The following is a 23,213-nucleotide window of genomic DNA, read 5'->3' on the forward strand; positions in this document are numbered from 1 at the left end:
AGGATAGCCCAGCCTTCTTCCGGCTTTCTGAGCCTCTCTACACTCGTCGTCCCCATGACCGCTTCGCCGCCCGACCTGCTCCCCGTCCACGAAGACGCCCACCTGCTGGTGCTCGACAAGCCTGCCGGCCTGCTGTGCGTGCCCGGGCGCGGCGAGGACAAGCAGGACTGCCTGAGCGCGCGCGCCCAGCGCCAGTGGCCCGACGCGCTCATCGTGCACCGGCTCGACATGGGCACCAGCGGCCTCGTGGTGATGGCGCGCGGCCTGGAGATGCAACGCGCCCTGAGCGCGGCCTTCGCCGACCGCGAGGTGCACAAGCGCTACGAAGCCATCGTCGACGGTGTGATGCCGCAGCGCGATGACTGGTCGCTCATCGACGCCCCGCTGATGGCCGACTGGCCACGTCGGCCGCTGCAGAAGATCGACCCGGCGGGCAAGCCCAGCCTCACGCGCTGGCGCGCGCTGAGCAGCGTGTCGCCGCCCGGCGGCCCTGCGGCCACGCACGTGCTGCTGGAGCCGCTCACCGGCCGCTCACACCAGCTGCGCGTTCACCTGCTGTCGATCGGGCACCCGATTTTGGGCGATGCGCTGTACGGCGACGCCGCGCTGCAGGCACGCGCGCCGCGCCTGCTGCTGCATGCCAGGGAACTGGGGTTCGTGCATCCCGCGACGCGGGAGCCGTTGCACTTCGAACGTGCGGCGGGCTTCGTGCTCAGCGGCCCTTGACGACGAGCACCGGCATGGTGGCGTCCTGCAGCACGCGCTGCGTCACGCTGCCCAGCAGCAGTTTCTCGATGCCGCTGCGCCCGTGCGAGCCCATCACGATCAGGTCGGCCGCGATGGCGATGGCGGTGTCCACGATGCCTTCGTGCACCACGTGGCCGTCGATCACGCGCTGGTCGCTGTGCAGGCCTTCGGCCGCCAGGGCGGCCACGCCGCGTGCGAGCGCCGCGTTGGCGCTGGCGGTGGCCGCCGCGAGGTATTCGTTCTGGCCGAGCGCATAGTCCGCGCCCACGCCGATGAAGGGGTAGTTGTCGATCACGTGGATCAGCGTGATGCGGCTGCCGAAGGCCAGGGCGAGACCGCTGGCCTTGCTGACCGCGAGCATGGAAGTTTCGGAGCCGTCGATGGGGACCAGGATGTGATTGAACATGGCGGGACCTCGCTTAGCGTTCGCAGACAGACAGACAGACTGACGGACCCGGTTCGCACCGGGTCGGGCCCCGAATTTAACCGCTATGCAGAACCCGCCCTGTAGGACTCCGACCAGCGAAGTCCGCAGGCGTCTCAATCCCCCTGGAAACCCTCAGACCGGCAGGTGACCACCAGCGTGTCGCGCCACCCATCGCCGCCCTCTTCCAGCGGCTGGATCGGCGTCGATTCGTGGATCACGCGCGCGTCGTCCAGCAGCAGCAGCGTCCACGGCTCGGTCATGGTGAAGCGCTCGCCGCGCCGGCCGTTGGCCTCGAACACGCGCGTCTCGCCGCCCTTGATGCCCTGGCGCCCGATCAGCACCACCGCCACCAGGTCGACACCGTCGCGGTGCGCGCCTTCGGGCGTCGGGCGACCGATGCCGCCGGCGGTGTCGATGCGGAACTGGTGCGCTTCCACGTACCAGCGCTGCGGTGCACCGCGCATGTCGCTGCTCACCTGGCCCAGCTGCTGCATCAGCCGCTGCCACACGGGCTGCGCCACCGTGGCCTCGAGCATCGGCGCAAACCAGCGCTGCATGCCACCGTGCAGCGCGTTGTATTCGACCGGCTGCCAGTGCGCGCGGTGCGGCACCTGCGCCAGCGTGGCGTCGGCCTCGACCGTGAAGCAGGCATGGCGCCGCGTGCGGTAGCGCCCGCCATCCTTCAGGTATTCGTCGGGCGGCAGGTCGTTCCAGTCGGCGTGCAGCGCCTCGAGCTGCGCCAGCGGCACGCCGAGCCAGTCGCACACGCCCTGCGGGCTGAGCACCGCGTAGCCGTGCTCGCGCAGCGCCCCGGCCAGTTCGGCCGGCGGCGTGAACGGGGGAGCGAAGGCGGCGGTGCTCACTGGGCGCTGACCTTCACGTCCTTCCAGAACGCGACGCGGTCACGGATTTCCTCGGCTTCGGGCTTCGGGTCGGGGTAGTACCAGGCGGCGTCGGCGTGCAGCTCGCCGTTGACCAGCAGCGAGTAGTAGTTCGCCGAGCCCTTCCACGGGCAGGTGGTCTTGTGGTTGCTGAAGGTGACCACGTCGCGGTTGAGCGAACTCATCGGGAAGTAGTGGTTGCCTTCGACGAGCACGGTGTCGTCGCTTTCGGCGATGGTGACGCCGTTCCAGGTTGCTTTCATGGGATCGATCTCCGGGGAGGTGCAAGGTGCCGATGCCGCATTGCGCGCTCGGGACAGCGGCTATTGTGACGCTGGCGCGACGTGCTTTCCTTGCGCCGGGTCATCCCGGCCCGATGCCGGCAGGGTTTCCCCGGCCGTGTCAGGCGCGGCCGCGCCCCGTGCGCCCCGATGCCGGCTCGAGAAAGAGCTGCCGGAAATAGTTGCGGAACGCGGTCATCGCCGGCGAAAACTCCACGCCCTGCTTCCACCCCAGGCCGATGTTCATCGTGGGCACCGCGTCACGCAGGTTGATGGTCTCGATGCGCTTGCCCTCCAGCGACCACGGGCGGTAGACCATGTCCGACAGCACCGTCACGCCCAGCCCGTTGGCCACCGTGCTGCGCACCGCTTCCACCGAACTCGTGCGCAGCCGGATCTGCGGCTGGTGCGGCGTCTTGCTCCAGTACTTGAGCGCGGTGGCGGCGGCCTCGTCGACCGTGAGCATGATGTACGGCTCGGCCGCCACGTCGGCCAGCGTCACCTCGGCCTTGTCGAGCAGCGGGTGCTTGGCCGGCACCCACAGCCGGCGCTGCGAGCCGAAAAAAGTTTCGAGCGACAGCTCGCGCAGCACCACGTTCGAGGTGAGCACCACGCCGATGTCGTAGCGCTGCGTGATCAGGCCCTCCTCGATGGCCTCGCGCGCCACCTCGTGCACCTTCACCGTCACCTGCGGATGCAGCTGCTCGAAGCGCTGCAGGTGGTGCGGCAGGAAGTAGCCCAGCACCGTGTAGCTGGCCGCGATGGTGAGCGAGCCCTCGACGTTCTCGCCCTCGTGCGGCATGCGCACCGCCTCGTCCGCCGCCGACAGCACCGCGTAGGCGTGGCTCAGGAAACGGCGCCCGGCCTTGGTGAGTTCCACGCCATGCGGGTGCCGCTCGAAGAGCTGCTGCCCCATCAGCTCCTCGAGTTCGCGAATCGCGGTGGTCACGGCCGACTGCGAGATGTTCAGCTGCAGCGCCGCGTGCGAGATGCGCCCCACCTCGGCCACCGCAGAGAAGTACTTGAGCTGGCGAAGGGTCAGGGACATGGCGCCGTCTTCCTAGGGTATTTACGGATACGCGCTGCCCGCCTCGGGCGAAAACCCGATACCGCGCGATCGCTTCCCTCCAGCGTAGCGCCCAATCCGGCGGCTTGCAGCATCTGTTTTTCAGATACCGGGCCGCCTGAAAACAATGCTTTTCGGCCTTTCGACCGCTGGCTAACCTTCGCGCCAACCTGCATCGCCCCCTTGGCGATGCGCACCACACAAAGGCGGGACGACGTGACGAAGACAACGCGGATCGATCTGAATTCCGACATGGGCGAAGGCTTCGGCCCCTGGACCATCGGCGACGGCGTGGACGAGCAGCTCATGCCGCTGATCAGCTCGGCCAACATCGCGACCGGCTTCCATGCCGGCGACCCGAACATCATGCGCAGGATGGTGCTGCTGGCCCGCGAACACGGCGTGGGCATCGGCGCACACCCGGGCTTTCGCGACCTCGTGGGCTTCGGGCGCCGCCACATCACCGCACCGGCCGACGAGCTGGTGAACGACATGGTCTACCAGCTCGGCGCGCTGCGCGAGTTCGCGCGCCTGGCCGGCATGACGCTGCAGCACATCAAGCCGCACGGCGCGCTGTACATGCATGCGGCGCGCGACGAGGCGCTGTCGCGCGCCCTCATCACCGCGCTGCAGCAGATCGAACCCACGCTGCGCCTGTTCTGCATGGAATCGTCCGTCACCTTCCAGGTGGCGCGCGAGCTGGGCCAGCCGGTGGTGCGCGAGTTCTATGCCGACCGCGACTACGACCTGAGCGGCTCCATCGTCTTCACGCGCCGCGTCGGCGCGCTCGACCCCGAGGCCGTGGCCGCCAAGGTGCTGCGCGCCTGCACCGAGGGCGTGGTGCGCACGGTCGAAGGCCAGGACGTGGCGGTCGGTTTCGACTCGGTCTGCATCCACAGCGACACGCCCGGCGCGCTCGCGCTGGTGCAGGCCACGCGGCGCGCCCTTGCCGACAACGGCATCGAAGTTGCAGGCCTGGCCAAGCCCGCCTGAGTTTTTTCCTCGTTACCCGAACCTGTTCCAGGAGTGTCCCGATGTCCGCTACCCATGAAGTCCTGAGCCCGCTGCCGGGCACCTTCTACCGCCGCTCGGCGCCCGACGCGCCGCCGTTCAAGGCCGAAGGCGACACCGTGGCCGTGGGCGACGTGCTCGGCCTGGTCGAGGTGATGAAGCAGTTCAGCGAAGTCACAGCCGACGCGGCCGGGCGCTTGGCGCGCTTCGCGGTCGAGAACGGCGAGCCGGTCGATCCGGGCCAGCTGCTGGCCGTCATCGAAACGGCCTGAGGCAGCTGCCCATGACCGCCGCATTCGACACACTGCTGGTCGCCAACCGGGGCGAGATCGCGGTGCGCATCATCCGCGCCGCCAAGGAGCTGGGGCTGAAGACCGTCGCCGTCTACAGCGACGCCGACGCGCAGAGCCTCGCGGTGCGCATGGCTGACAAGGCCGTGCGCATCGGCCCGGCGCACGCCACCAAGAGCTACCTGAGCATCGACGCGATCCTGCAGGCCGCCGCCGACAGCGGCGCCGGCGCGGTGCATCCGGGCTACGGTTTTCTCTCGGAGAACGCCGCGTTCGCCGAGCGCGTCGAGGCCGCGGGCCTGGTGTTCGTGGGCCCGACGCCGCATGCGATCCGCACCATGGGCGACAAGGCCGCGGCACGCGCCGCCGCCCTGCGCGCCGGCGTGCCCACCGTGCCCGGCAGCGCGGGCGTGGTGACCGACCCGGACACCGCCGTCGAGGTGGCGAAGGACATCGGCTACCCGATCATGATCAAGGCCTCGGCCGGCGGCGGCGGGCGCGGCATCCGCGTGGCGCACGACGAAGCCGAGCTGCGCCAGCAGTTCGCCACCGCCACCGCCGAAGCGCAGGCGGCCTTCGGCAACGGCGAGGTGTACCTCGAACGCTTCATCCGCCAGGCGCGCCACATCGAAGTGCAGATCCTGGGCGACGGCGAGCGCGTGGTGCACTGCTTCGAGCGCGAATGCTCGCTGCAGCGGCGCCGCCAGAAGGTGTGGGAAGAAGCGCCCTCGGCCGCCATCAGCGAGGCCACGCGCGCCGCGCTGTGCGAATCGGCACTGCGGCTCGCACGCGCCGTGGCCTACCGCGGCGCGGGCACACTCGAATACCTGTACGACGACGACACGCGCGAGTTCTTCTTCATCGAGATGAACACGCGCATCCAGGTCGAGCACCCGATCACCGAGATGGTCACCGGCGTCGACCTCGTGAAGGAAATGCTGCGCATCGCGCTCGGCCAGCCGCTGCGCCTGCAGCAGGACGACATCCGCCTGACCGGCGCGGCCATCGAGGTGCGCATCAACGCCGAGAACGCGGCGAAGAACTTCATGCCGAGCCCCGGCCTCGTGTCGCAGCTCGTGGTGCCGGGCGGCCCGGGCGTGCGCTTCGACACCTTCCTGTTTCCCGGCTACACCGTGCCGGCCTACTACGACTCGCTGCTCGGCAAGCTCATCGTGCACGACACCGACCGCGCCAGTGCGCTGGCCCGCATGCGCCGTGCGCTCGACGAGTTGCAGGTGGACGGCATCCATACGACGATCCCACTGCACCGCGCGCTGTGCGAGGACGCGGATGTCGCCAAGGCCGAGTTCCACACCGGTTTTCTCGAAACCTGGCTCGCGGCGAATCCACTCGCCGACGCGCCTCCCATGTTGAAGGTGGCCGCATGACCGCTGCAAGCACCCTCCCCGTCCAGGCCCGCTACAGCTTCGGCGGCGACGAGCACCTGTTCGTCGAGATCAGCGAAGAGATGTCGCTGCCCGCCTTCTTCAAGGGCATGGCGATCTGCAACGAGCTGCGCCGTCGCGCGCTGCCCGGCGTGACCGAGATCTGCCCGGCCAACGCCGCCTACCTCGTGCGCTTCGACCCCGATGCGATCGCGCCCGACACGCTGCTGGCCACGCTGAAGGAGATCGAAGCGGGCCTGGGCGATGCCGACCTGCAGATGCAGACGCGCATCGTCGAGATCCCGGTGCTCTACAACGACCCGTGGACGCACGAGACGCTGATGCGTTTTCGCGAGCGCCACCAGGACCCGTCGAGCACCGACATCGAGTACGCCGCGCGCATCAACGGCCACGCTTCGGTCGAGGCCTTCATCGAGGCGCACTCGTCGGCGCCGTGGTTCGTGTCGATGGTCGGCTTCGTGGCCGGCCTGCCCTTCCTGTTCCAGATGGTCGAACGCCAGCGCCAGATCCAGGTGCCCAAGTACCTGAGCCCGCGCACCGACACGCCCAAGCTCACGCTGGGCCACGGCGGCTGCTTCAGCTGCATCTACTCGGTGCGCGGCGCGGGCGGCTACCAGATGTTCGGCGTCACGCCCGCGCCGATCTTCGACCCGGCCCAGCGGCTGTCGTACCTCAAGGACCTGATGGTGTTCTTCCAGCCCGGCGACATCGTCAAGTGGAAGCCCATCGACCGCGCCGAGTACGACCGCCAGGTGGCGCAGGTCGAGGCCGGCACCTACGCGCTGCGCATCGCGCCCGTGTCGTTCTCGCTCAACGAATTTTTGGCCGACCCCGACGGCTACAACCAACAGCTCCTGAAGGTGCTCCATGGCGATTGAAGTCCTCAAGCCCGGCCTCGCGACCAGCGTGCAGGACGCCGGCCGCCCCGGCTACTACCACCTGGGCATTCCGCTGTCGGGCGCGCTCGACCAGCAAAGCCTGGTGCTCGCGAACCTGCTGGTCGGCAACGACGAAGGCGCAGCCGTCATCGAAAGCACGCTGCTCGGGCCCGAGCTGCAGTTCGACGCACCCGCGCTGGTGGCGGTGACCGGCGCCGACGCGAAGATCAAGCTCAACGGCAATGAAGCGCCGCGCAACACATCGTTCGCGGTGCAGGCCGGCGACAAGCTGAGCTTTGATTTCATGAAGCTCGGCGCGCGCATGTGCATCGCCGTGGCCGGCGGCATCGACGTGCCGGTGGTGCTGGGCAGCCGCTCGACCTACGGCCTGGGTGCGTTCGGCGGCTTCAACGGCCGCAAGCTGCTGGCCGGCGACAAGCTGCCCGTGGGCACGCCCGCTGCCGGCGCCCGCGCAGGCCGCACGGTCGATGCCGCGCTGCTGCCGGTGCTCGAGAAGGAAGTGGCCCTGCGCGTGCTGCCGGGCATCTACTTCCACCGCCTGCAGGAGGTGTCGGTGCAAAGCTTCTTCGCCGACACCTGGACCGTCGGCTCCGAGGCCGACCGCATCGGCTACCGCTACAAGCACGGCACGCCGCTGAAGTTCCAGGACCGCACGCCGCCCTTCGGCGCGGGCGACGACCCGTCGAACATCGTCGATGCGGGCTACCCGTACGGCTCCATCCAGGTGCCGGGCGGGCGCGAGCCGATCATCCTGCACCGCGATGCGGTCTCGGGCGGCGGCTATGCGATGGTCGGCACGGTCATCAGCGCCGACATGGACCTCATCGCCCAGATGCAGCCCAACCACAAGGCGCGCTTCGTCGAGGTCGACATGGCGCAGGCGCTCGAAGCCCGCGCCGAACGCCGACGACGGCTCGACCGCCTGCGGGCCGCACTCGCGGCCTGACGCGCGCCCGTCCTCCCCTTTTTCTTCACCGCTGTCACCCAAGGAGTTCTTCATGAACAGCTCGCCCCTGCGCGTTTCATTGATCGCCGCTTCGCTCGCCACCGCCCTGGCGTGGCATGCCCCGGCCTCGGCCGCCGACTGGTTTCCCTACAAGGCCGAGGCCACCGAGCCCGCCTTCTCGGCCGAGGGCACGAAGAAACCCATCGACTACACGCCGCTGGCCAAGGCGTCGAAGAAGTGGGACATCTGCGTGTCGTTCCCGCACATGAAGGACGCCTACTGGCTCGGCGTGGACTACGGCGTGATCGAGGAGGCGCGCCGCCTGGGCGTGAAGCTGCAGGTGGTCGACGCGGGCGGCTACACCAACCTGGGCAAGCAGGTCTCGCAGATCGAGGACTGCGTGGCGCGCGGCGCCAACGCGGTGGTCATCGGCGCGATCTCGGGCGACGGGCTGAACAACGTCATCAAGGCCACGGCCGCGAAGAAGGTGCCGGTGATCGACCTGGTCAACGGCATCAGCTCGCCCGACCTGTCGGCGAAGTCGCTGGTGTCGTTCTACACGATGGGCCAGTCGACCGGCGAGTACCTCGCCAAGAAGCACCCCGCAGGCTCGCCGCCGGTGAAGGTCGGCTGGTTCCCCGGCCCGGCCGGCGCGGGCTGGGTCGAGGCCGCGCACAAGGGCTTCATGGAAGCGATCAAGGGCAGCGCCGTGACGGTGCTCGACCCCAAGTACGGCGACACCGGCAAGGAGGCGCAGGCCAAGCTGGTCGAGGACGTGCTGCAGGGCAACCCCGACCTGGCCTACGTCGCCGGCACGGCAGTGACCGCCGAGGCCGCCACCGGCATCCTGCGCGCGCGCAACCTCGACAAGAAGGTGCAGGTGCTCTCGTTCTACATGACGCCGGGCGTGTACGAAGGCATCCAGAAGGGCCGCATCGTGGCCGCGCCGGCCGACTCGATGGTGATCCAGGGCCGCATCGCGGTCGACCAGGCCGTGCGCCTGCTGGAGAACAAGGACGTGGTGAAGCACGTCGGCCCGAAGATCTTCGTGGTCGACGCCGGCAACATCAAGACCGTGAAGCAGGCCGACATCCTGCCGCCGACCGGCTTCAAGCCGGTGTTCGAGGTCAAGTAGGCCGGCCATGGCTCCCGTGCTGCTGCAGACCCTCGGCCTGGGCAAACGCTACCCCGGCGTGCTCGCGCTCGATGCGATGGACTTCGAGCTGCGCGCCGGCGAGGTGCATGTGCTGTTCGGCGAAAACGGCGCCGGCAAGTCCACGCTGATCTCGCTGCTGGCCGGCGCCAACGTGCCGACCGCGGGCGAGATCCGCATGCACGGCGCGCCGGTGAAGTTCGCCAACGTGCACGACGCGCGGCGCCACGGCATCAGCGCGGTGTTCCAGGAGTTCTCGCTGATCCCCACGCTGTCGGTGGCGCAGAACCTGAGCCTGGGCGAGGAGCCGTGCCAGGGCGGCCTGCTCGACCGCGCGGCGGTGCGCGAGCGCGCCCGCACGATGCTGGCCGACCTGGGCTTCGAGATCGACGTCGACGCGCCCGTGGCGGGCCTCACGCGCGCGCAGCAGCAGATGGTGGAAATCGCCAAGGGCCTGCGCGGCGAGGTGTCGGTGCTGATCCTCGACGAGCCCACGGCCTCGCTCACCGACACCGAGACGCAGCGCCTGTTCGAACTGGTGGCGCGGCTGAAGGCGCGCGGCGTGGGCATCGTCTACATCTCGCACCGCATGCAGGAGATCGCGCAGATCGCCGACCGCATCACGGTGCTGCGCGACGGCCGCAAGGTCACGACGGTGGACGCGCATGCGACCAGCGCCGACCGGCTCATCGAGCTGATGAGCGGGCGCGCCATCGACAACATCTACCCGCGCATCACGGCCAACCCCGGCGAGGTGGTGCTGCAGGTCGAAGGGCTGGCCTCGCCCAACGGCGTGCGCCATGCCAGCCTCACGGTGCGGCGCGGCGAGGTGGTCGGGCTGGCCGGATTGGTCGGCTGCGGCAAGTCGGAGCTGTTCCGCGCGATCTACGGGCTCGATCCCGTGAGCGAAGGCCGCGTACTGTTCAAGGGCCGGCCGCGCACCGGCGCGACGGTGCGCCAGCTGCTCGACGAGGGCCTGTTCTACCTGCCGCCCGACCGCAAGGGCGAAGGTCTGGTGCTCGGCTTCACGTCGCGCGCCAACATCACGCTGCCGCTGGTGCACGGTCCGCTGCGCGGGCGCGGCGGCTGGCTGCGCAAGCGCCTCGGGCGCCGGCTTTCGACGACGGCCGCCGAGCGCGTCGAGCTCGCGCCGCGCAACCTCGAACGGCCCGTGGGCCTGCTCTCGGGCGGCAACCAGCAGAAGGTGCTGTTCGGCAAGGGCATGACGCGCGACGCCGCGCTCTACGTGTTCGACGAGCCCACGGTCGGCGTCGACGTCGGCACCCGCAGCGCGCTGTACGAGGTGATCCGCAAGCTCTGCGAAGGCGGCGCCGCGGTGGTCGTGATCTCGTCCGACCTGCCCGAGGTGCTGCACCTGAGCCACCGCGTGTACGTGATGTGCCGCGGCGAGATCGCCGGCGAGCTGCATGGCGACGCCATCCAGGAAACCGCCGTGCTCAACCTGTTTTTCGGCCCCAGCGAGAACCCCTCCTCATGACTTCGCCTTCCCTCACCGCCGCCCCCGCGGCTCCCACGCCCGGCCTGGCCGGGCGCGCCCTCGGTCTGCTGCGCAGCCTCTTCCTGCGCCTGGGCGTGCTGCCCTTCATGCTGGTGATCGCCTGCGTGGTGTTCGCCACGCTGTCCGACCAGTTCCTCACGGTGCAGAACCTCGTGAACCTGCTGCGCCAGTCGGTCTACCTGATCCTCGTGTCGCTGGGCCAGATGCTGGCGCTGGTCACCGGCGGCTTCGACCTGTCGGTGGGCACGGTGATGGCGATCACCTCGGTGGTCTCCGCGCTCGCCATGCAGGCGCTGGGCGCGGCCTTTCCCGACGCGGCCTGGATGGTGGTGCTCGTGGGCTGCGCCTGCGGGATGCTGGCCGGGCTGGTGGTGGGCCTGGTCAATGGCTTCGGCGTGGCGGTGATCGGCGTGTCGCCCTTCATCGTGACGCTGGGCGTGCAGTCGATCGGCTTCGGCTTTGCGCTGTTCCTCACGGGCGGCGTGCCGGTGTCGGGCATGCCGGCGCAGTTCAGCGAGCTGTTCGGCTTCGGCACCGTGCTCGGCGTGCCGGTGCCGATCCTGGTGACGGCCGTGTGCGTGGCCGGCATGGGCGTGCTCATGGGCCGCCTGCCGACCGGCACGCACCTGCTCGCGGTGGGCGGCAACGCCAAGGCCGCGGCGCTGTCGGGCATCGACACGCGCCGCGTGCTGCTCATGGCCTACCTGCTGTGCGCGGGCCTGGCGGCCGTGAGCGGCCTGCTGCTCACGGCGCGCGTGGAAACCGGCGAGGCCAACCTCGGCGGCACCGTGGCGCTCGAATCGATTGCGGCCTGCGTGATCGCCGGCGTGAGCCTGCGCGGCGGCATCGGCCGCGTGCCCAACGTGGTGATGGGCGCGATCTTCATCGGCCTGGTGCAGAACGGCATGAACCTGGCCAGCGTGGGCTCGTACCTGCAGATGGTGGTGCTGGGCGCCCTGCTGATCGTGGCCGTGGTCGCCGACCAGATCCGCCATCGCATGGTGGCGCCGGGCAGCCATTGAGCGCCCCCCAATACAAGCAACAAAGGAATCTCTCATGACATCCAAGACCAACGCCGCCATCGACGCGCGCCGCATCGCCGCCACGCCGCGCGGCGTCGGCATCGGCTTTCCGATCTACGCAGAGCGCGCGCTCAACGCCGAGCTGTGGGACGTCGAAGGCCGGCGCTACATCGACTTCGGCTCGGGCATCGCGGTGCTCAACACCGGCCACCGGCATCCGCGCGTGGTGGAGGCCATTCGCACGCAGCTTGATCGCTTCACCCACACGGCCTACCAGGTGGTGCCGTACGAAAGCGTGGTGTCGCTGGCCGAGCGCCTGAACCGCCTCACGCCCGGCACCCACGCCAAGAAGACCGCCTTCTTCACGACCGGCGCCGAGGCGGTCGAGAACGCGATCAAGATCGCGCGCGCCGCCACGCGCCGGCCCGGCGTGATCGCGCTGAGCGGCGGCTTTCACGGCCGCACCTTCATGGGCATGGCGCTCACGGGCAAGGTGGTGCCGTACAAGACCGGCTTCGGGCCCTTCCCCGGCAGCATCTTCCACGTGCCCGCGCCGATCGCGCTGCACGGCGTGTCGGTGGACGATTCGCTGCGCGCCATCGACAAGCTGTTCAAGGCCGACATCGAGCCCGAGCAGGTGGCGGCCATCATCCTGGAGCCGGTGCAGGGCGAAGGCGGCTTCTACGCTGCGCCGCCCGCCTTCATGCGCGCGCTGCGCGAGATCTGCGACCGCCACGGCATCCTGCTGATCGCCGACGAGATCCAGACCGGCTTCGCGCGCACCGGCAAGTGGTTCGCCATGGACCACCACGACGTGGTGCCCGACCTCATGACGATGGCCAAGAGCCTGGCCGGCGGCACGCCGCTGTCGGCCGTGTGCGGTCGCGCCGAGATCATGGACGCGCCGGCCCCCGGCGGCCTCGGCGGCACCTACGCCGCCAACGCGCTGGCCATTGCGGCGGCACATGCGGTGCTCGACGTGATCGAGGACGAACGCCTGTGCGAGCGCGCGCAGATACTGGGCGACCGACTCAAGGCACGCCTCGAAGGGCTGCGCGCCAAGGTGCCGCAGATCGCGGACGTGCGCGGCCTGGGTGCGATGGTGGCGGTCGAGTTCGCGGGTGCCGGCGGCGCGCCCGACCCCGAGTTCACGAAGCAGGTGCAAACCCGAGCGCGCGACGCGGGTTTGCTGCTGCTGACTTGCGGCGTGCACGCCAATGTGGTCCGCTTCCTGTTCCCCCTGACCATCGAAGACGCGGTGCTCGGCGAAGGCCTCGACATCCTCGCCGCCGCATTGCAAGCCTGAGACAAACCACCCATGCCACTGAAACTCCAAGACCCGACCCTGCTGCGCCAGCAGGCCTGCATCGCTGGCGCCTGGGTGAATGCCGACAACGGCACCACCGTCGCCGTCACCAACCCCGCCACCGGCGAGCAGATCGGCACCGTGCCGATGTGCGGCACCGAGGAAACCGTGCGCGCCATCGCCGCCGCCGAGAAGGCGCAGAAGGCCTGGGCCAAGGTGCCCGCCAAGGAACGCTCGGCCATCCTGCGCAAGCTCAACGACCTGATGCTGGCGAACGTGGACGACCTCGCGCTGATCATGACCACCGAGCAGGGCAAGCCCCTGGCCGAGAGCCGCGGCGAGATCGCCTACGCCGCCTCGTTCATCGAGTGGTTCGCCGAGGAAGCGCGCCGCGTGTACGGCGACACCATTCCCGCGCCACAGGCCGATCGCCGCATCCTGGCGCTGAAGCAGCCCGTGGGCGTCACCGCGGCCATCACGCCCTGGAACTTCCCCACCGCCATGCTCACGCGCAAGGCCGGGCCCGCGCTCGCGGCCGGCTGCGCCATGGTCGTGAAGCCGGCCACGCAGACGCCGTTCTCGGCGCTGGCCTTTGCGGTGCTCGCCGAGCGCGCGGGCGTGCCGAAGGGTTTGCTGTCGGTGCTCACCGGTTCGGCCAGCCAGATCGGCGGCGAGATGACGCGCAGCCCCATCGTGCGCAAGCTCACCTTCACCGGCTCGACCGAGGTGGGCCGCACGCTCATGAAGCAGTCGGCCGACACGATCAAGAAGCTGTCGCTCGAACTCGGCGGCAACGCGCCCTTCATCGTGTTCGACGATGCCGATGTGGATGCCGCCGTCGAAGGCGCGATGGTCTCCAAGTACCGCAACACCGGCCAGACCTGCGTGTGCGCGAACCGCTTGTACGTGCAGCGCGGCGTGCTCGAGGCCTTCACGCAGAAGCTCGTGGCCAAGGTCAACGCGCTGAAGGTCGGCAACGGCACCGAGGCCGGCGTCAACCAGGGCCCGCTGATCGACGCCAAGGCGGTCGAGAAGATCGAGGAGCACGTGGCGGATGCGGTCGCCAAGGGTGGCAAGGTGCTCGCGGGCGGCAAGCGCCATGCGCTGGGCGGCCTGTTCTACGAGCCGACCGTGATCGGCGGCGCCACGCCCGACATGCTGTTCGCGCGCGAGGAAACCTTCGGCCCGCTGGCGCCGATCTTCGCGTTCGACACCGAGGCCGAGGCCATCGCCGCGGCCAACGACACCGAGTTCGGCCTGGCCGCGTACTTCTACAGCCGCGACATCGGCCGCATCATGCGCGTGGCCGAGGCGCTCGAATCGGGCATCGTGGGGGTGAACACCGGGCTGGTGTCGACGGCCGAGGCGCCGTTCGGCGGCGTGAAGCAATCAGGGCTGGGGCGCGAAGGCTCGAAGTACGGGCTCGACGACTTCCTCGAGATCAAGTACGTGTGCCTTGCGGGGCTGGACAGCTAGCGCGTCAGCTCAGCAGCCAGTGCACGCTGAACAACCGCTCGGGGTCGGTCCACACCGCTCCGACGCGGAAGCCCGCGCGCACCGCCAGGGCCTGCAGGCCCTCGACGGTGAACTTGTGCGAGTACTCGGTATGCAGGGTCTCGCCTTCCTCGAACGAGAAGCGCTCGCCGCGCAGCTGCACGCTCTGCGCGCGCCGGCTCACGAGGTGCATCTCGATGCGGCGCATCGGCGCGTTGTAGAAGGCCGCGTGCGAGAAGCCATCGAGGTCGAAGTCGGCCGACAACTCCGCGTTCGCGCGCCGCAGCAGGTTGAGGTTGAACGCCGCCGTCACGCCCTGCGCGTCGTTGTAGGCCGCGTGCAGCCGGTCGGGGTCTTTCACCAGGTCGACGCCGATCAGCAGGCCGCCGCCGCGCAGCATGCGCGCCGCGAGCTGCAGGAACGCCAGCGCCTCGTCGGGCTCGAAGTTGCCGATGGTCGAACCCGGGAAGAAGCCCACGCGCCGGCCCGCCCCGGCCAGGGGCGCGGGCAGCACGAGCGGCATGGTGTAGTCGGCCGCGATGGGCTGCACCGCGAGCGCCGGGTAGTCGGCCTTCAGGCGCGCCGCCGCGGCTTCGAGGTGCTCGCCCGAGATGTCGATCGGCAGATAGCGCTTCGGTGAGTCGAGCGCATCGAGCAGCAGCCGCACCTTGGTGAGCGAACCCGCGCCGAACTCGACGATCTCGGCGTTCGGCCCGATCTGCGCGGCGATCTCGCCAGCGCAGGCCCCCAGGATGCCCAGCTCGGTGCGCGTGGGGTAGTACTCGGGCAGTTCGCAGATGCGGTCGAACAGCTGCGAGCCGGCCACGTCGTAGAAGAACTTGGGCGAGATGTGGCGCGGTGTGCGCGCCAGGCCGGCCTGCATGGCGCGGCCGAACTCGGACCACGGGGCGGTGTCGGTCGGTGTCGCGGCTTCCTGTCGCTGCAGGTGGCTGGCGAGGGCGAACGGGGCGGTCGGATTGCGCATGGTGCTCGGCTCCATCGAGGTGTCGGTCAAAGGTCTTTCGCGAGCCGCAGCCCCGAGAACTGCCAGCGTGCCGCCGGCGGAAAGAAATTGCGGTAGCTTGGCCGCGTGTGGCCGGCCGGCGTGGCCACGCTGCCGCCGCGCAGCACCAGCTGGCCCACCATGAACTTGCCGTTGTATTCGGCCGCGATGCCGGGCAGCGGCCGGAAGCCCGGGTACGGGTCGTACGAGGAACGCGTCCATTGCCAGACATGGCCGCTCATCTGCGCAATGCCGGGCGCGTCGAAGGCGGCCTCCCATTCGAACTCGGTGGGCAGCCGCGCGCCGGCCCATTCGGCGTACGCGGCGGCCTCGTAGAAGCTCAGCTGGGACACGGGCGCATCGGCCTCCATCGGCCGCACGCCGTGCAGGCCGAACACCTGCCAGCCGCCGGGCGCGGCAGGGCCGCCGCCCGCGCCGAGGGTGGCGATGCGCGGGTCGTCGGCTTCGAGCCAGTAGGCCGGGTGGCGCCAGCCCTGGGCCTGCACCGTGGCCCAGCCGTCGGACAGCCACAGCTCGGGCCGGCGGTAGCCGCCGTCGGCGATGAACTGTGCGAAGTCGCCACAGTTCACCAGCCGGTCGGCGATGGCATAGGGGCGCAGCAAGGCGGCGTGGCGCGGCGTCTCGTTGTCGAAGCAGAAGCCCTCGCCCGCATGCCCGACCTCGACCGTGCCGCCCGGCTGCTCCAGCCAGCGCACCTCGGCCGGCACGGCGGCCAGCCGCCGCGCGGGGCCGCTCGCGGGCCTGTAGGCCGGCAGCAGCGGGTTGCACGACAGCGCATGCAGGATGTCGGTGAGCAGCAGCTCCTGGTGCTGCTGCTCATGGTTCAGCCCGAGCGCGACGATGGCCTCGATGGCTGCCCAGTCGAGCGCCTCCGGCGCCGCGAGCAGCGCGAGCACCGCCTCGTCGACATGGCGGCGGTAGGCGTGCACCTCGTCGAGCGACGGCCGCGTGAGCAGCCCGCGCTGCGGCCGCGGGTGACGCGGCCCGAGCGCCTCGTAGTAGGAGTTGAAGAGGTAATGAAAACGCGCATCGAAGGGTTGGTACCCCGCCGCATGCGGCTGCAGCAGCACGGTCTCGAAGAACCACGTCGTGTGCGCCAGGTGCCACTTGGTCGGGCTGGCGTCGGGCATCGACTGGATGCACTGGTCCTCGGCGGACAGCGGCGCGGCCAGCGCCACGCCGGCGGCGCGCACCGTGCGGAATTGCTCGCGCAAGGCGCTCGCCACGGGGGCGATCGGCCGGGAAAACGTCATGGTGTCTCCAGTCGGGTGAGCCGGAAGTTTTAGCCCATACCGGCGACAAAAGCACGTAGGACAAGACGCCGCCGCCGCGCCGCCGCAGGAGCCCGTCCTGCGCGCAAGCGGCCCGGAACGCCCCGGCCCGCTGCGTATGATCCGGGCGATGCAAACCCCCTCTCCTTCGGCCAGGCCCCACGTTGTCATCATCGGCTGCGGTTTCGGCGGACTCGAGGCAGCGCGCAAGCTGCAGCGGGCCGACGTCGATGTGACGGTGATCGACAAGACCAACCACCACCTGTTCCAGCCCCTGCTCTACCAGGTGGCGACCGCCGGGCTCGCTGCGCCGTCGATCGCGGCGCCGGTGCGCGCCCTGTTCCGCAAGCAGGCCAACGTGACCACGCTGCTGGCCGAGGTGACGGGCATCGACCCGGCCGCGCGCACGGTGCAACTGGCCGATGGCAGCCAGGTGGCCTACGACCACCTGATCGTGGCGGCCGGCGCCACGCACAGCTACTTCGGGCACGACGAATGGGCGCCCGCCGCGCCGGGCCTGAAGACGCTGGCCGATGCCTTCGAGATCCGCCGCCGCGTGCTGATGTCCTTCGAGACGGCCGAGACCACCGCCGACCCCGAGCGCCGCCGCGCGCTGCTCACCTTCGTGGTGATCGGCGCCGGCCCGACCGGTGTCGAGATGGCCGGCACGCTGGCCGAGATCGCCAAGCACACGCTCGCGGGCGAGTTCCGCCGCATCGACCCCGGCAGCGCGCAGGTGCTGCTGGTCGAGGGCGGCCCGCGCGTGCTGCAGGCCATGCCCGAGAGCCTGAGCCAGAAGGCGCTCGAACAACTGGAACGGCTCGGCGTGGAGGTGCGGCTGAACGCACGCGTCACCGCCATCGACAACGCCGGCCTCGAAGTGCAGACCGGCGGCGGCCCCGACGGCGCGCCGCTGCAGAGCTACCGCATTCCCAGCAGTTGCGTGGTGTGGGCGGCCGGTGTCGCGGCCTCGCCGTTGGGCCGGCTGCTCGGCAGCGCCACGGGCGTCGAATGCGACCGCGCGGGCCGCATCAAGGTCGAGCCCGACCTGAGCCTGGCCGGCCACCCCGAGATCAGCGTGGTGGGCGACCTGGCCGCGGCCATGAGCCACGCGCCCGGCAAGCCGCCCAAGCCGGTGCCCGGCGTGTCGCCCGGCGCCAAGCAGGCCGGCCGCGCGGCGGCGGCGAACATCCTGCGCCGCCTGGCGGGCCAGCCCACGGTGCCGTTCCGCTACGCCGACTACGGCAACCTGGCCACCATCGGCCGCAACTCGGCCGTGGTCGACCTGGGCACGCCCTTCGGCCCGCTGCGCTTCAGCGGCCGGCCCGCGTGGCTGTTCTGGCTGTTCGCGCACGCGTACTTCCTCATCGGTTTCCGCAACCGCGTGGTCGTGATGTGGGACTGGGCCAGCGCCTACTGGAGCTTCCAGCGCAACGCGCGCGTGGTGGCCGACGTGCAAGGCCGCAGCGAGTCGTAGGCACGCCCCACGCCGCGCGATGACGTTGCTCTGGTGGGTCGTCTTTCATGCGCTCGATGCGCTGTTCTGGCTCTGGATCCTGCGCTGGGGCGGCGCGGCCTGGCTCGAAGGCACGTTTCTCTCGGGCTTTCTCGTGAGCATCTTCGCGCCACGCTGGGGCGCCGAGGGCCTGCGCATGTTCGCGCTGCTGATGCTGATCGTGTGCGCGATCAGCTTCGTCTGGGGGCTGTTCATGCCCGAGGTGCGCTGCTGGTACTCGGGCCACTGCTGAAGGCCCGAGGGCGCCCCTGCGAGGCGCCCCTGGCTGCGTCAGCTGCCGATCACCCCGCCGTCGATCTTCGTGATGACCACGGTCGCCGAGCGCGGCCGGCCCGCGCCGTCGGGCCACTTCGACACGGCGAGCGGGCGCTCGGGGTCGCTGCGCTCGTTGGCCGGCTCGCCCGGGTGCTGGATGTTGATGAACAGCGTGCGCAGGTCGGGCGTGGCCGTGAGGCCGGTGATCTCGCAGCCGGCCGGGCCGAGCAGAAAGCGGCGGATCTCGCCCTTGGTCGGGTCACAGGCCAGCATCTGGTTGTTCGGCAGGTTCGTGTAGTCGCCCTTGCCCAGCGTGGAGGTCGACACGTCGGTCTGGATCCACAGCACGCCGCGCGCATCGACCATCAGGCCGTCGGGGCTGCCGAAGGCGTCGCCCTTGACGTTGCCCTGCGCCTCGTAGCGCGTCTGCTTCGGGTCGCCCGCGAGCACGAGGTGGTTCCAGGCGAACTTCGTGGCGTCGAGGTCGCCGCTTTCCTTCCAGCGGATGATCTGGCCCATCGTGTTGTTGGAGCGCGGGTTGGCCGCGTCCATGAAGGGCTGGCCCGGGGCGCCGCGGTTGCTGTTGTTGGTGAGCGTGCAGTAGACCTCCTTCGTCAGCGGATCGACGGTGGTCCACTCGGGGCGATCCATCTTGGTGGCACCGAGGATGTCGCTGGCCTGGCGCGACTTGATGAGCACATCGCCCTGCGTGGCGAAGCCCTTGTTGGCCACCAGCCCGCCCTTGCCCTGCACCAGCGGCAGCCATTCGCCCGTGCCGTCGACGTCGAAGCGGCCCACGTACAGCGTGCCGTGGTCGAGCAGCTCGCGGTTGGCGGCGGCGCCGCCGGGGCGCACCTTGTCGCGGCTCACGAACTTGTAGATGTATTCGAAGCGCGAGTCCTCGCCCATGTAGACCACGGCGCGGCCGTCGTCGGTGAGCGCCACGGCGGCGCCTTCGTGCGCGGCGCGGCCCAGCGCGGTGCGCTTGCGCGGCGTGGAGTTCGGGTCTTGCGGATCGATCTCGACCACCCAGCCGTAGCGGTTCGATTCGTTCGGGTGCTTTTCGACGTCGAAGCGTTCTTCGTGCTCGTGCCAGCGGTACTTGGCGCCGTTGCCCTTCTTGAGGCCCCAGCGCTTCTGGTGCGCGTCGGGCGTGGCGGTGCCCTCGAAGTAGTCGGCGAAGTTTTCTTCGCAGGTCAGGTAGGTGCCCCACGGCGTCTGGCCGTTGGCGCAGTTGTTGAAGGTGCCGAGCACCTGCGTGCCCGAGGGATCTCCCGCGGTGCGCAGCATCGGGTGGCCGGCCGCGGGGCCGGTGAGCGTCATCGGTGTGAGCGCGGTGATGCGGCGCGCGAAACGCGAAGGCAGCACCTGCTGCCAGGCCGCGCCGTCGCGCTGCAGCTCGATCACCGACACGCCGTGCGCGTGCATTGACTTGCGCACCTTCGCGGCGCTCCAGGTCTTCATGCCGTCGGTGTGCAGCAGGCCGTCGTCCACGTACTCGTGGTTCAGCACCAGCAGGCCGCGGTTCGATCCGTCCAGCGGGAAAAAGGCCATGCCGTCGTGGTGCATGCCGGCCTGCAGCGCCTGGTCGTCGGCGGAGTCGGAAGCGTCGGTCTTGAAGGCGGGCATGCGGCCCGCGATGCCCGTGGGGTCGCCCCAGCGGTACAGCACCTGCGTGCGGTAGCCCTCGGGCACGACCACCTGGTCGACCGCCGCCATGGGCACGCTCTTGAAACCGATGGCGCGGCCCAGGCCGCTCACGGCGTTGCTACTGCCGCTGCCCGTGCTGGCACAGCCGGCCAGCGGCCCGAACAGGCCTGCCACGGCCGCCGCCAGGCCGCCGCGCACGAAGACCCGCCGCTGCGGATCGGACACGTCGTGGATGGTGGGATTGCCGGAGGGGTTCGAGTCCTCCATGCGCGCGAAGTCTTTGGCCATGTCCTGAAGGTCCGTGGGAATCGTGGGAACCCGCGATGCTCCCGCGCCCCCATGAAGCCGTCATGACAGGGGTTCGAAGCGCACGTCACCCCAGGGCTGCGAGCCGCCGTGGTTGCTGTTGTTGTTGCGTGGCTGCTCCCGCCGTTCGCGGCGCCAGTCCCAGGGCGGCGTCGGCGCGGTGTCGGCCCACAGGCCGATGTGCTGCGCGCGCGCCGCGGCCTCGAGGCGGAACAGGTCGCCGCCGCGCTTCTTCGCGATGCCGTGGTAGTCGTACACCCAGGCCCAGCCCTCGGCCACCAGGCGGCGGCCGGCGTCTTCGCCGTTGCAGCGCACGTCGGCCACAGTGCGGCCGTAGCGGTCAGTGTCGCGCTCGGTGATGACGGCCTTCTCGGCGTAGCACAGGCGGCTCAGCGCCTGGCGGCTGCGCTGGCCGTAAGGCTGCGCTTTCTCGGGTGCGTCGATGGCGGCGATGCGCACCTTGACCTGCTCGTAGGAGCCGCTGCGGCCGCAGCGCGCGGTGAGCGTGTCGCCGTCGCTCACGCCCACGACGAGGCAGGTGCGCGGCGATGCGGCGTGGGTCAGCAGCGGGAGGGAAAGGCCGAGGGAAAGAAGCAGGAAGGCGGGACGAAAGCGCATGCGGAAAGGGAGCGGAACACGGGGCCAAGAATGGCCGACGATTCTCGGCGCGAAGTGCGCGCTTCGCCCTGCGGATGCATTTGTTTTCGTCTTCGTTCAGCGCGCGGCCGGCGCGGCCGTCGACTTGCGCACCACCAGCTCCGGGCGCAGCACCACGGTGGACGCGGACAGCGCCTGTCCGTCGATCTCCTCGAACAGCATCTCGGCCGCGCGCCAGCCGAGTTCGCGGTGCGGCAGCCGGATGGTGGTGAGCGGCGGATCGACCATGTCGACCAGCGGCATGTCGTTGTGGCCGGTGATCGAGATGTCCTTCGGCACGCGCAGGCCGGCCTCGCGCAGCGCGTCGTAGGCGCCCAGTGCCACGAGGTCGTTGCAGCAGACCACGGCCTGCGGCGCGGCGCCGGCCGCGAGCATCTGCTTCATCGCGGCCGCGCCCGCTTCGCGGCTGTAGCTGGCGCACTCGACGATGCGCGCCGGCTTCATGCGGTGGTCGCGCAGCGCCTGCTCCACGCCCAGCAGGCGGCCCACGCCGGTGGGGATGGTCTGCGGCCCCGCCAGGTGCGCGATGCGCTTGTGGCCCAGGCCCACGAGGTGATCGACCGCGAGCTTCATCGCCAGCCGGTCGTCGCTCACCACGGCGGGCAGGCGGCCGGTCTCGTCGGCGCGGTTGACCAGCACCGCCGTCATGCCGGCCTTGGCGACGAAGTCGACCAGTGGGTCGTCGCGCGTGGTGGTGGCCAGGATCACGCCGTCCACGCGCTGCGCCAGCATGCGCTCGAGCACCGGCCGCGCGAGCGCCGGATCGACCACGTTGGTGACGAACACGAAGTAGCCGCGCGCCGCCGCGCTGGCCTCGATGCCTTGCAGGATCGGCGGGAACACCGCGTTCGTGATGTCGGGCACCAGCACGCCGATGGTGTGGGTGCGGCCCGTGCGCAGCGCCGAGGCCGCGCGGTTGGGCCGGTAGCCCAGGCGCTGCGCGGCCTCCTCGACCACGCGCAGCACCTCGTCGCTGATCAGCGAGCGCTTCTCGGGGCTGAGCGCGCGCGACACGGTCGACACATGCACCCCGGCGGCACGGGCGACGTCGCGGATGGTGACGGGGCTGGTAGGGGGATGGGTGCTCATTGGTGCAAACGATTGTTGGTCATCCGGTGCGCCATGGTTGGCGAATTCCCATTCTGACGTCTCGGATACCTGCCATTTTACTTTTCCGGAATCTGACTTAAGATCATGCAAACGATTGCAAGGATTGCAGATGAACATCGCCACCTCCCCCGATTCGGTGCTCGGCTTTGCGCTCGACGCCATGCAACGCACCCCCGATCCGCGCCTGCGCACCGTGATGGACGCACTCACGCGCCACCTGCACGCCTTCGTCCAGGAGGTGAAGCTGACCGAGGAAGAGTTCGAGCAGGCGCTCGAATTCATCGTCGCCATCGGCCACGCCACGGGCGAGACCAAGAACGAGGTGGTGCTGGCGGCCGACATCCTGGGCGTGTCGACCGTGGTGGCGCTGCAGAACAACCAGGACCCGCACGGCGAATCGCCGGCCGCGCTGCTCGGCCCCTTCTGGCGCGCCAACTCGCCGGCCTGCGCGGCGGGCGAGAGCATCGCGCGCTCGGGCACGCCCGGCACGCCGCTGGAGGTGACGGGCACGGTGTGCGACGTGAGCGGGCAGCCGATGGCCGATGTCACGGTCGACGTGTGGCAGGCCTCGCCGGTCGGGCTCTACGAGAACCAGGACCCGGAACAGGACGACATGAACCTGCGCGGACGCTTCACCACCGACGCGCAAGGCCGCTTTCATTTCCGCAGCGTGCGCCCCGCCGGCTACCCGGTGCCCACCGACGGGCCGTGCGGCGTGCTGCTGCGCGCGCAGCAGCGCCACCCGAACCGGCCCGCGCACCTGCACTTCATGCTGAGCAAGCCGGGCCACAAGGTGCTGGTCACGCAGGTGTTCGCCGACGACGACGAGAACCTGGAGAGCGACCCGACCTTCGGCGTGACGCGGCAACTCATCGGCCGCTTCGCGCTCGCGCCCGACGGCCGCAGCGCCACGCTGCAGTACGACTTCCAGCTCGAACCCGGCGAGATGAAGTTCCCCCGCCCACCGATCCCCTGA

At 70.0% G+C, this 23,213-nt stretch carries 23 protein-coding genes; 14 read left to right on the top strand and 9 right to left on the bottom strand.

Translation table 11 applies throughout. The features are described 5' to 3' along the window. Positions 1-54 precede the first annotated feature (54 nt). Positions 55-726, top strand: a complete 672-nt coding sequence (locus AC1RAD_RS18835) for an RluA family pseudouridine synthase (RefSeq protein ID WP_492736563.1) — start codon at positions 55-57, stop codon at positions 724-726. On the opposite strand, the gene AC1RAD_RS18840 is transcribed toward AC1RAD_RS18835, so the two are convergent. The 4 genes from AC1RAD_RS18840 to AC1RAD_RS18855 form a co-directional block, all read right to left on the bottom strand. Further along, entirely contained in the window at positions 713-1,153 is a 441-nt protein-coding gene (locus AC1RAD_RS18840; protein WP_056579296.1) for a universal stress protein, read from the bottom strand. The genes AC1RAD_RS18835 and AC1RAD_RS18840 overlap by 14 nt on opposite strands. A gap of 134 nt (positions 1,154-1,287) precedes the next feature. Further along, positions 1,288-2,037 carry a 2OG-Fe dioxygenase family protein gene (locus AC1RAD_RS18845; RefSeq protein ID WP_492736565.1) on the bottom strand — a complete coding sequence of 250 codons (750 nt, stop codon included), beginning with the start codon at positions 2,035-2,037 and terminating at the stop codon, positions 1,288-1,290. Further along, complete coding sequence (locus AC1RAD_RS18850) at positions 2,034-2,318, bottom strand: DUF427 domain-containing protein (RefSeq protein ID WP_056579293.1); 285 nt, start codon at positions 2,316-2,318, stop codon at positions 2,034-2,036. Before AC1RAD_RS18850 ends, AC1RAD_RS18845 begins: the two co-directional genes overlap by 4 nt. 139 nt (positions 2,319-2,457) lie before the next feature. Beyond that, positions 2,458-3,384 carry a LysR family transcriptional regulator gene (locus AC1RAD_RS18855; protein ID WP_062477611.1) on the bottom strand — a complete coding sequence of 309 codons (927 nt, stop codon included), beginning with the start codon at positions 3,382-3,384 and terminating at the stop codon, positions 2,458-2,460. Positions 3,385-3,618: 234 nt separating this feature from the next. Here AC1RAD_RS18855 and AC1RAD_RS18860 point away from each other — a divergent pair, with 234 nt between their 5' ends. The 10 genes from AC1RAD_RS18860 to AC1RAD_RS18905 are packed head-to-tail and all read left to right on the top strand — an operon-like array spanning position 3,619 to position 14,430. Continuing rightward, positions 3,619-4,395 carry a 5-oxoprolinase subunit PxpA gene (locus AC1RAD_RS18860; RefSeq protein WP_492736567.1) on the top strand — a complete coding sequence of 259 codons (777 nt, stop codon included), beginning with the start codon at positions 3,619-3,621 and terminating at the stop codon, positions 4,393-4,395. A 41-nt stretch (positions 4,396-4,436) separates the two neighbouring features. Next, the gene (locus AC1RAD_RS18865) at positions 4,437-4,685 is read left to right on the top strand and encodes an acetyl-CoA carboxylase (protein WP_492736569.1); all 249 of its coding nucleotides are present in this window, start codon (positions 4,437-4,439) and stop codon (positions 4,683-4,685) included. An 11-nt stretch (positions 4,686-4,696) separates the two neighbouring features. Next, entirely contained in the window at positions 4,697-6,091 is a 1,395-nt protein-coding gene (locus tag AC1RAD_RS18870) for an acetyl-CoA carboxylase biotin carboxylase subunit (RefSeq protein WP_492736571.1), read from the top strand. Beyond that, complete coding sequence (locus AC1RAD_RS18875) at positions 6,088-6,987, top strand: 5-oxoprolinase subunit B family protein (protein ID WP_492736573.1); 900 nt, start codon at positions 6,088-6,090, stop codon at positions 6,985-6,987. Before AC1RAD_RS18870 ends, AC1RAD_RS18875 begins: the two co-directional genes overlap by 4 nt. Then, positions 6,977-7,954 (top strand): 5-oxoprolinase subunit C family protein, encoded by a 978-nt coding sequence (locus tag AC1RAD_RS18880; protein WP_492736575.1) that lies wholly within the window; start codon positions 6,977-6,979, stop codon positions 7,952-7,954. Before AC1RAD_RS18875 ends, AC1RAD_RS18880 begins: the two co-directional genes overlap by 11 nt. Positions 7,955-8,006: 52 nt before the next feature. Beyond that, the gene (gene torT, locus AC1RAD_RS18885; protein WP_354343690.1) at positions 8,007-9,089 is read left to right on the top strand and encodes a TMAO reductase system periplasmic protein TorT; all 1,083 of its coding nucleotides are present in this window, start codon (positions 8,007-8,009) and stop codon (positions 9,087-9,089) included. 7 nt (positions 9,090-9,096) lie between these two features. Next, positions 9,097-10,605, top strand: coding sequence for a sugar ABC transporter ATP-binding protein (locus tag AC1RAD_RS18890; RefSeq protein ID WP_492736577.1), 1,509 nt, complete (start codon positions 9,097-9,099; stop codon positions 10,603-10,605). Next, positions 10,602-11,648 carry an ABC transporter permease gene (locus AC1RAD_RS18895; protein ID WP_070062533.1) on the top strand — a complete coding sequence of 349 codons (1,047 nt, stop codon included), beginning with the start codon at positions 10,602-10,604 and terminating at the stop codon, positions 11,646-11,648. Before AC1RAD_RS18890 ends, AC1RAD_RS18895 begins: the two co-directional genes overlap by 4 nt. Before the next feature lie 34 nt (positions 11,649-11,682). Next, a complete protein-coding gene (gene gabT / locus AC1RAD_RS18900) occupies positions 11,683-12,954 on the top strand; it encodes a 4-aminobutyrate--2-oxoglutarate transaminase (RefSeq protein WP_492736579.1) in 1,272 nt (423 codons plus the stop codon). Between the two features lie 12 nt (positions 12,955-12,966). Next, positions 12,967-14,430 carry an NAD-dependent succinate-semialdehyde dehydrogenase gene (locus tag AC1RAD_RS18905; RefSeq protein WP_492736581.1) on the top strand — a complete coding sequence of 488 codons (1,464 nt, stop codon included), beginning with the start codon at positions 12,967-12,969 and terminating at the stop codon, positions 14,428-14,430. A 4-nt stretch (positions 14,431-14,434) separates the two neighbouring features. Here AC1RAD_RS18905 and egtD read toward each other — a convergent pair whose 3' ends face one another. After that, complete coding sequence (gene egtD, locus AC1RAD_RS18910) at positions 14,435-15,433, bottom strand: L-histidine N(alpha)-methyltransferase (protein ID WP_492736583.1); 999 nt, start codon at positions 15,431-15,433, stop codon at positions 14,435-14,437. A gap of 26 nt (positions 15,434-15,459) precedes the next feature. Then, positions 15,460-16,725, bottom strand: coding sequence for an ergothioneine biosynthesis protein EgtB (egtB, locus tag AC1RAD_RS18915; RefSeq protein ID WP_492736585.1), 1,266 nt, complete (start codon positions 16,723-16,725; stop codon positions 15,460-15,462). 148 nt (positions 16,726-16,873) lie between these two features. On the opposite strand from egtB, the gene AC1RAD_RS18920 reads away from it, so the two are divergent. Both AC1RAD_RS18920 and AC1RAD_RS18925 read left to right on the top strand, forming a co-directional pair. Then, positions 16,874-18,220 carry an NAD(P)/FAD-dependent oxidoreductase gene (locus tag AC1RAD_RS18920; RefSeq protein WP_095747680.1) on the top strand — a complete coding sequence of 449 codons (1,347 nt, stop codon included), beginning with the start codon at positions 16,874-16,876 and terminating at the stop codon, positions 18,218-18,220. A gap of 19 nt (positions 18,221-18,239) precedes the next feature. After that, positions 18,240-18,491: a hypothetical protein gene (locus tag AC1RAD_RS18925; protein WP_101489518.1), complete on the top strand. Its 252-nt coding sequence runs from the start codon at positions 18,240-18,242 to the stop codon at positions 18,489-18,491. Between the two features lie 38 nt (positions 18,492-18,529). Here the strand turns inward: AC1RAD_RS18925 and AC1RAD_RS18930 are convergent, their stop codons facing one another. The 3 genes from AC1RAD_RS18930 to AC1RAD_RS18940 all read right to left on the bottom strand — a co-directional run bounded on the left by AC1RAD_RS18930 (position 18,530) and on the right by AC1RAD_RS18940 (position 22,216). Next, positions 18,530-20,452 carry a PhoX family protein gene (locus AC1RAD_RS18930; RefSeq protein ID WP_492736587.1) on the bottom strand — a complete coding sequence of 641 codons (1,923 nt, stop codon included), beginning with the start codon at positions 20,450-20,452 and terminating at the stop codon, positions 18,530-18,532. Between the two features lie 60 nt (positions 20,453-20,512). After that, entirely contained in the window at positions 20,513-21,088 is a 576-nt protein-coding gene (locus AC1RAD_RS18935) for a thermonuclease family protein (RefSeq protein ID WP_492736589.1), read from the bottom strand. Positions 21,089-21,184: 96 nt separating this feature from the next. Next, the gene (locus tag AC1RAD_RS18940) at positions 21,185-22,216 is read right to left on the bottom strand and encodes a LacI family DNA-binding transcriptional regulator (RefSeq protein WP_492736591.1); all 1,032 of its coding nucleotides are present in this window, start codon (positions 22,214-22,216) and stop codon (positions 21,185-21,187) included. Between the two features lie 130 nt (positions 22,217-22,346). Between AC1RAD_RS18940 and AC1RAD_RS18945 the strand changes: the two genes are divergently transcribed. Beyond that, positions 22,347-23,213 (top strand): dioxygenase family protein, encoded by an 867-nt coding sequence (locus AC1RAD_RS18945; RefSeq protein WP_492736593.1) that lies wholly within the window; start codon positions 22,347-22,349, stop codon positions 23,211-23,213.

Source organism: Variovorax sp. GW823-FHT04B03, assembly GCF_058796495.1.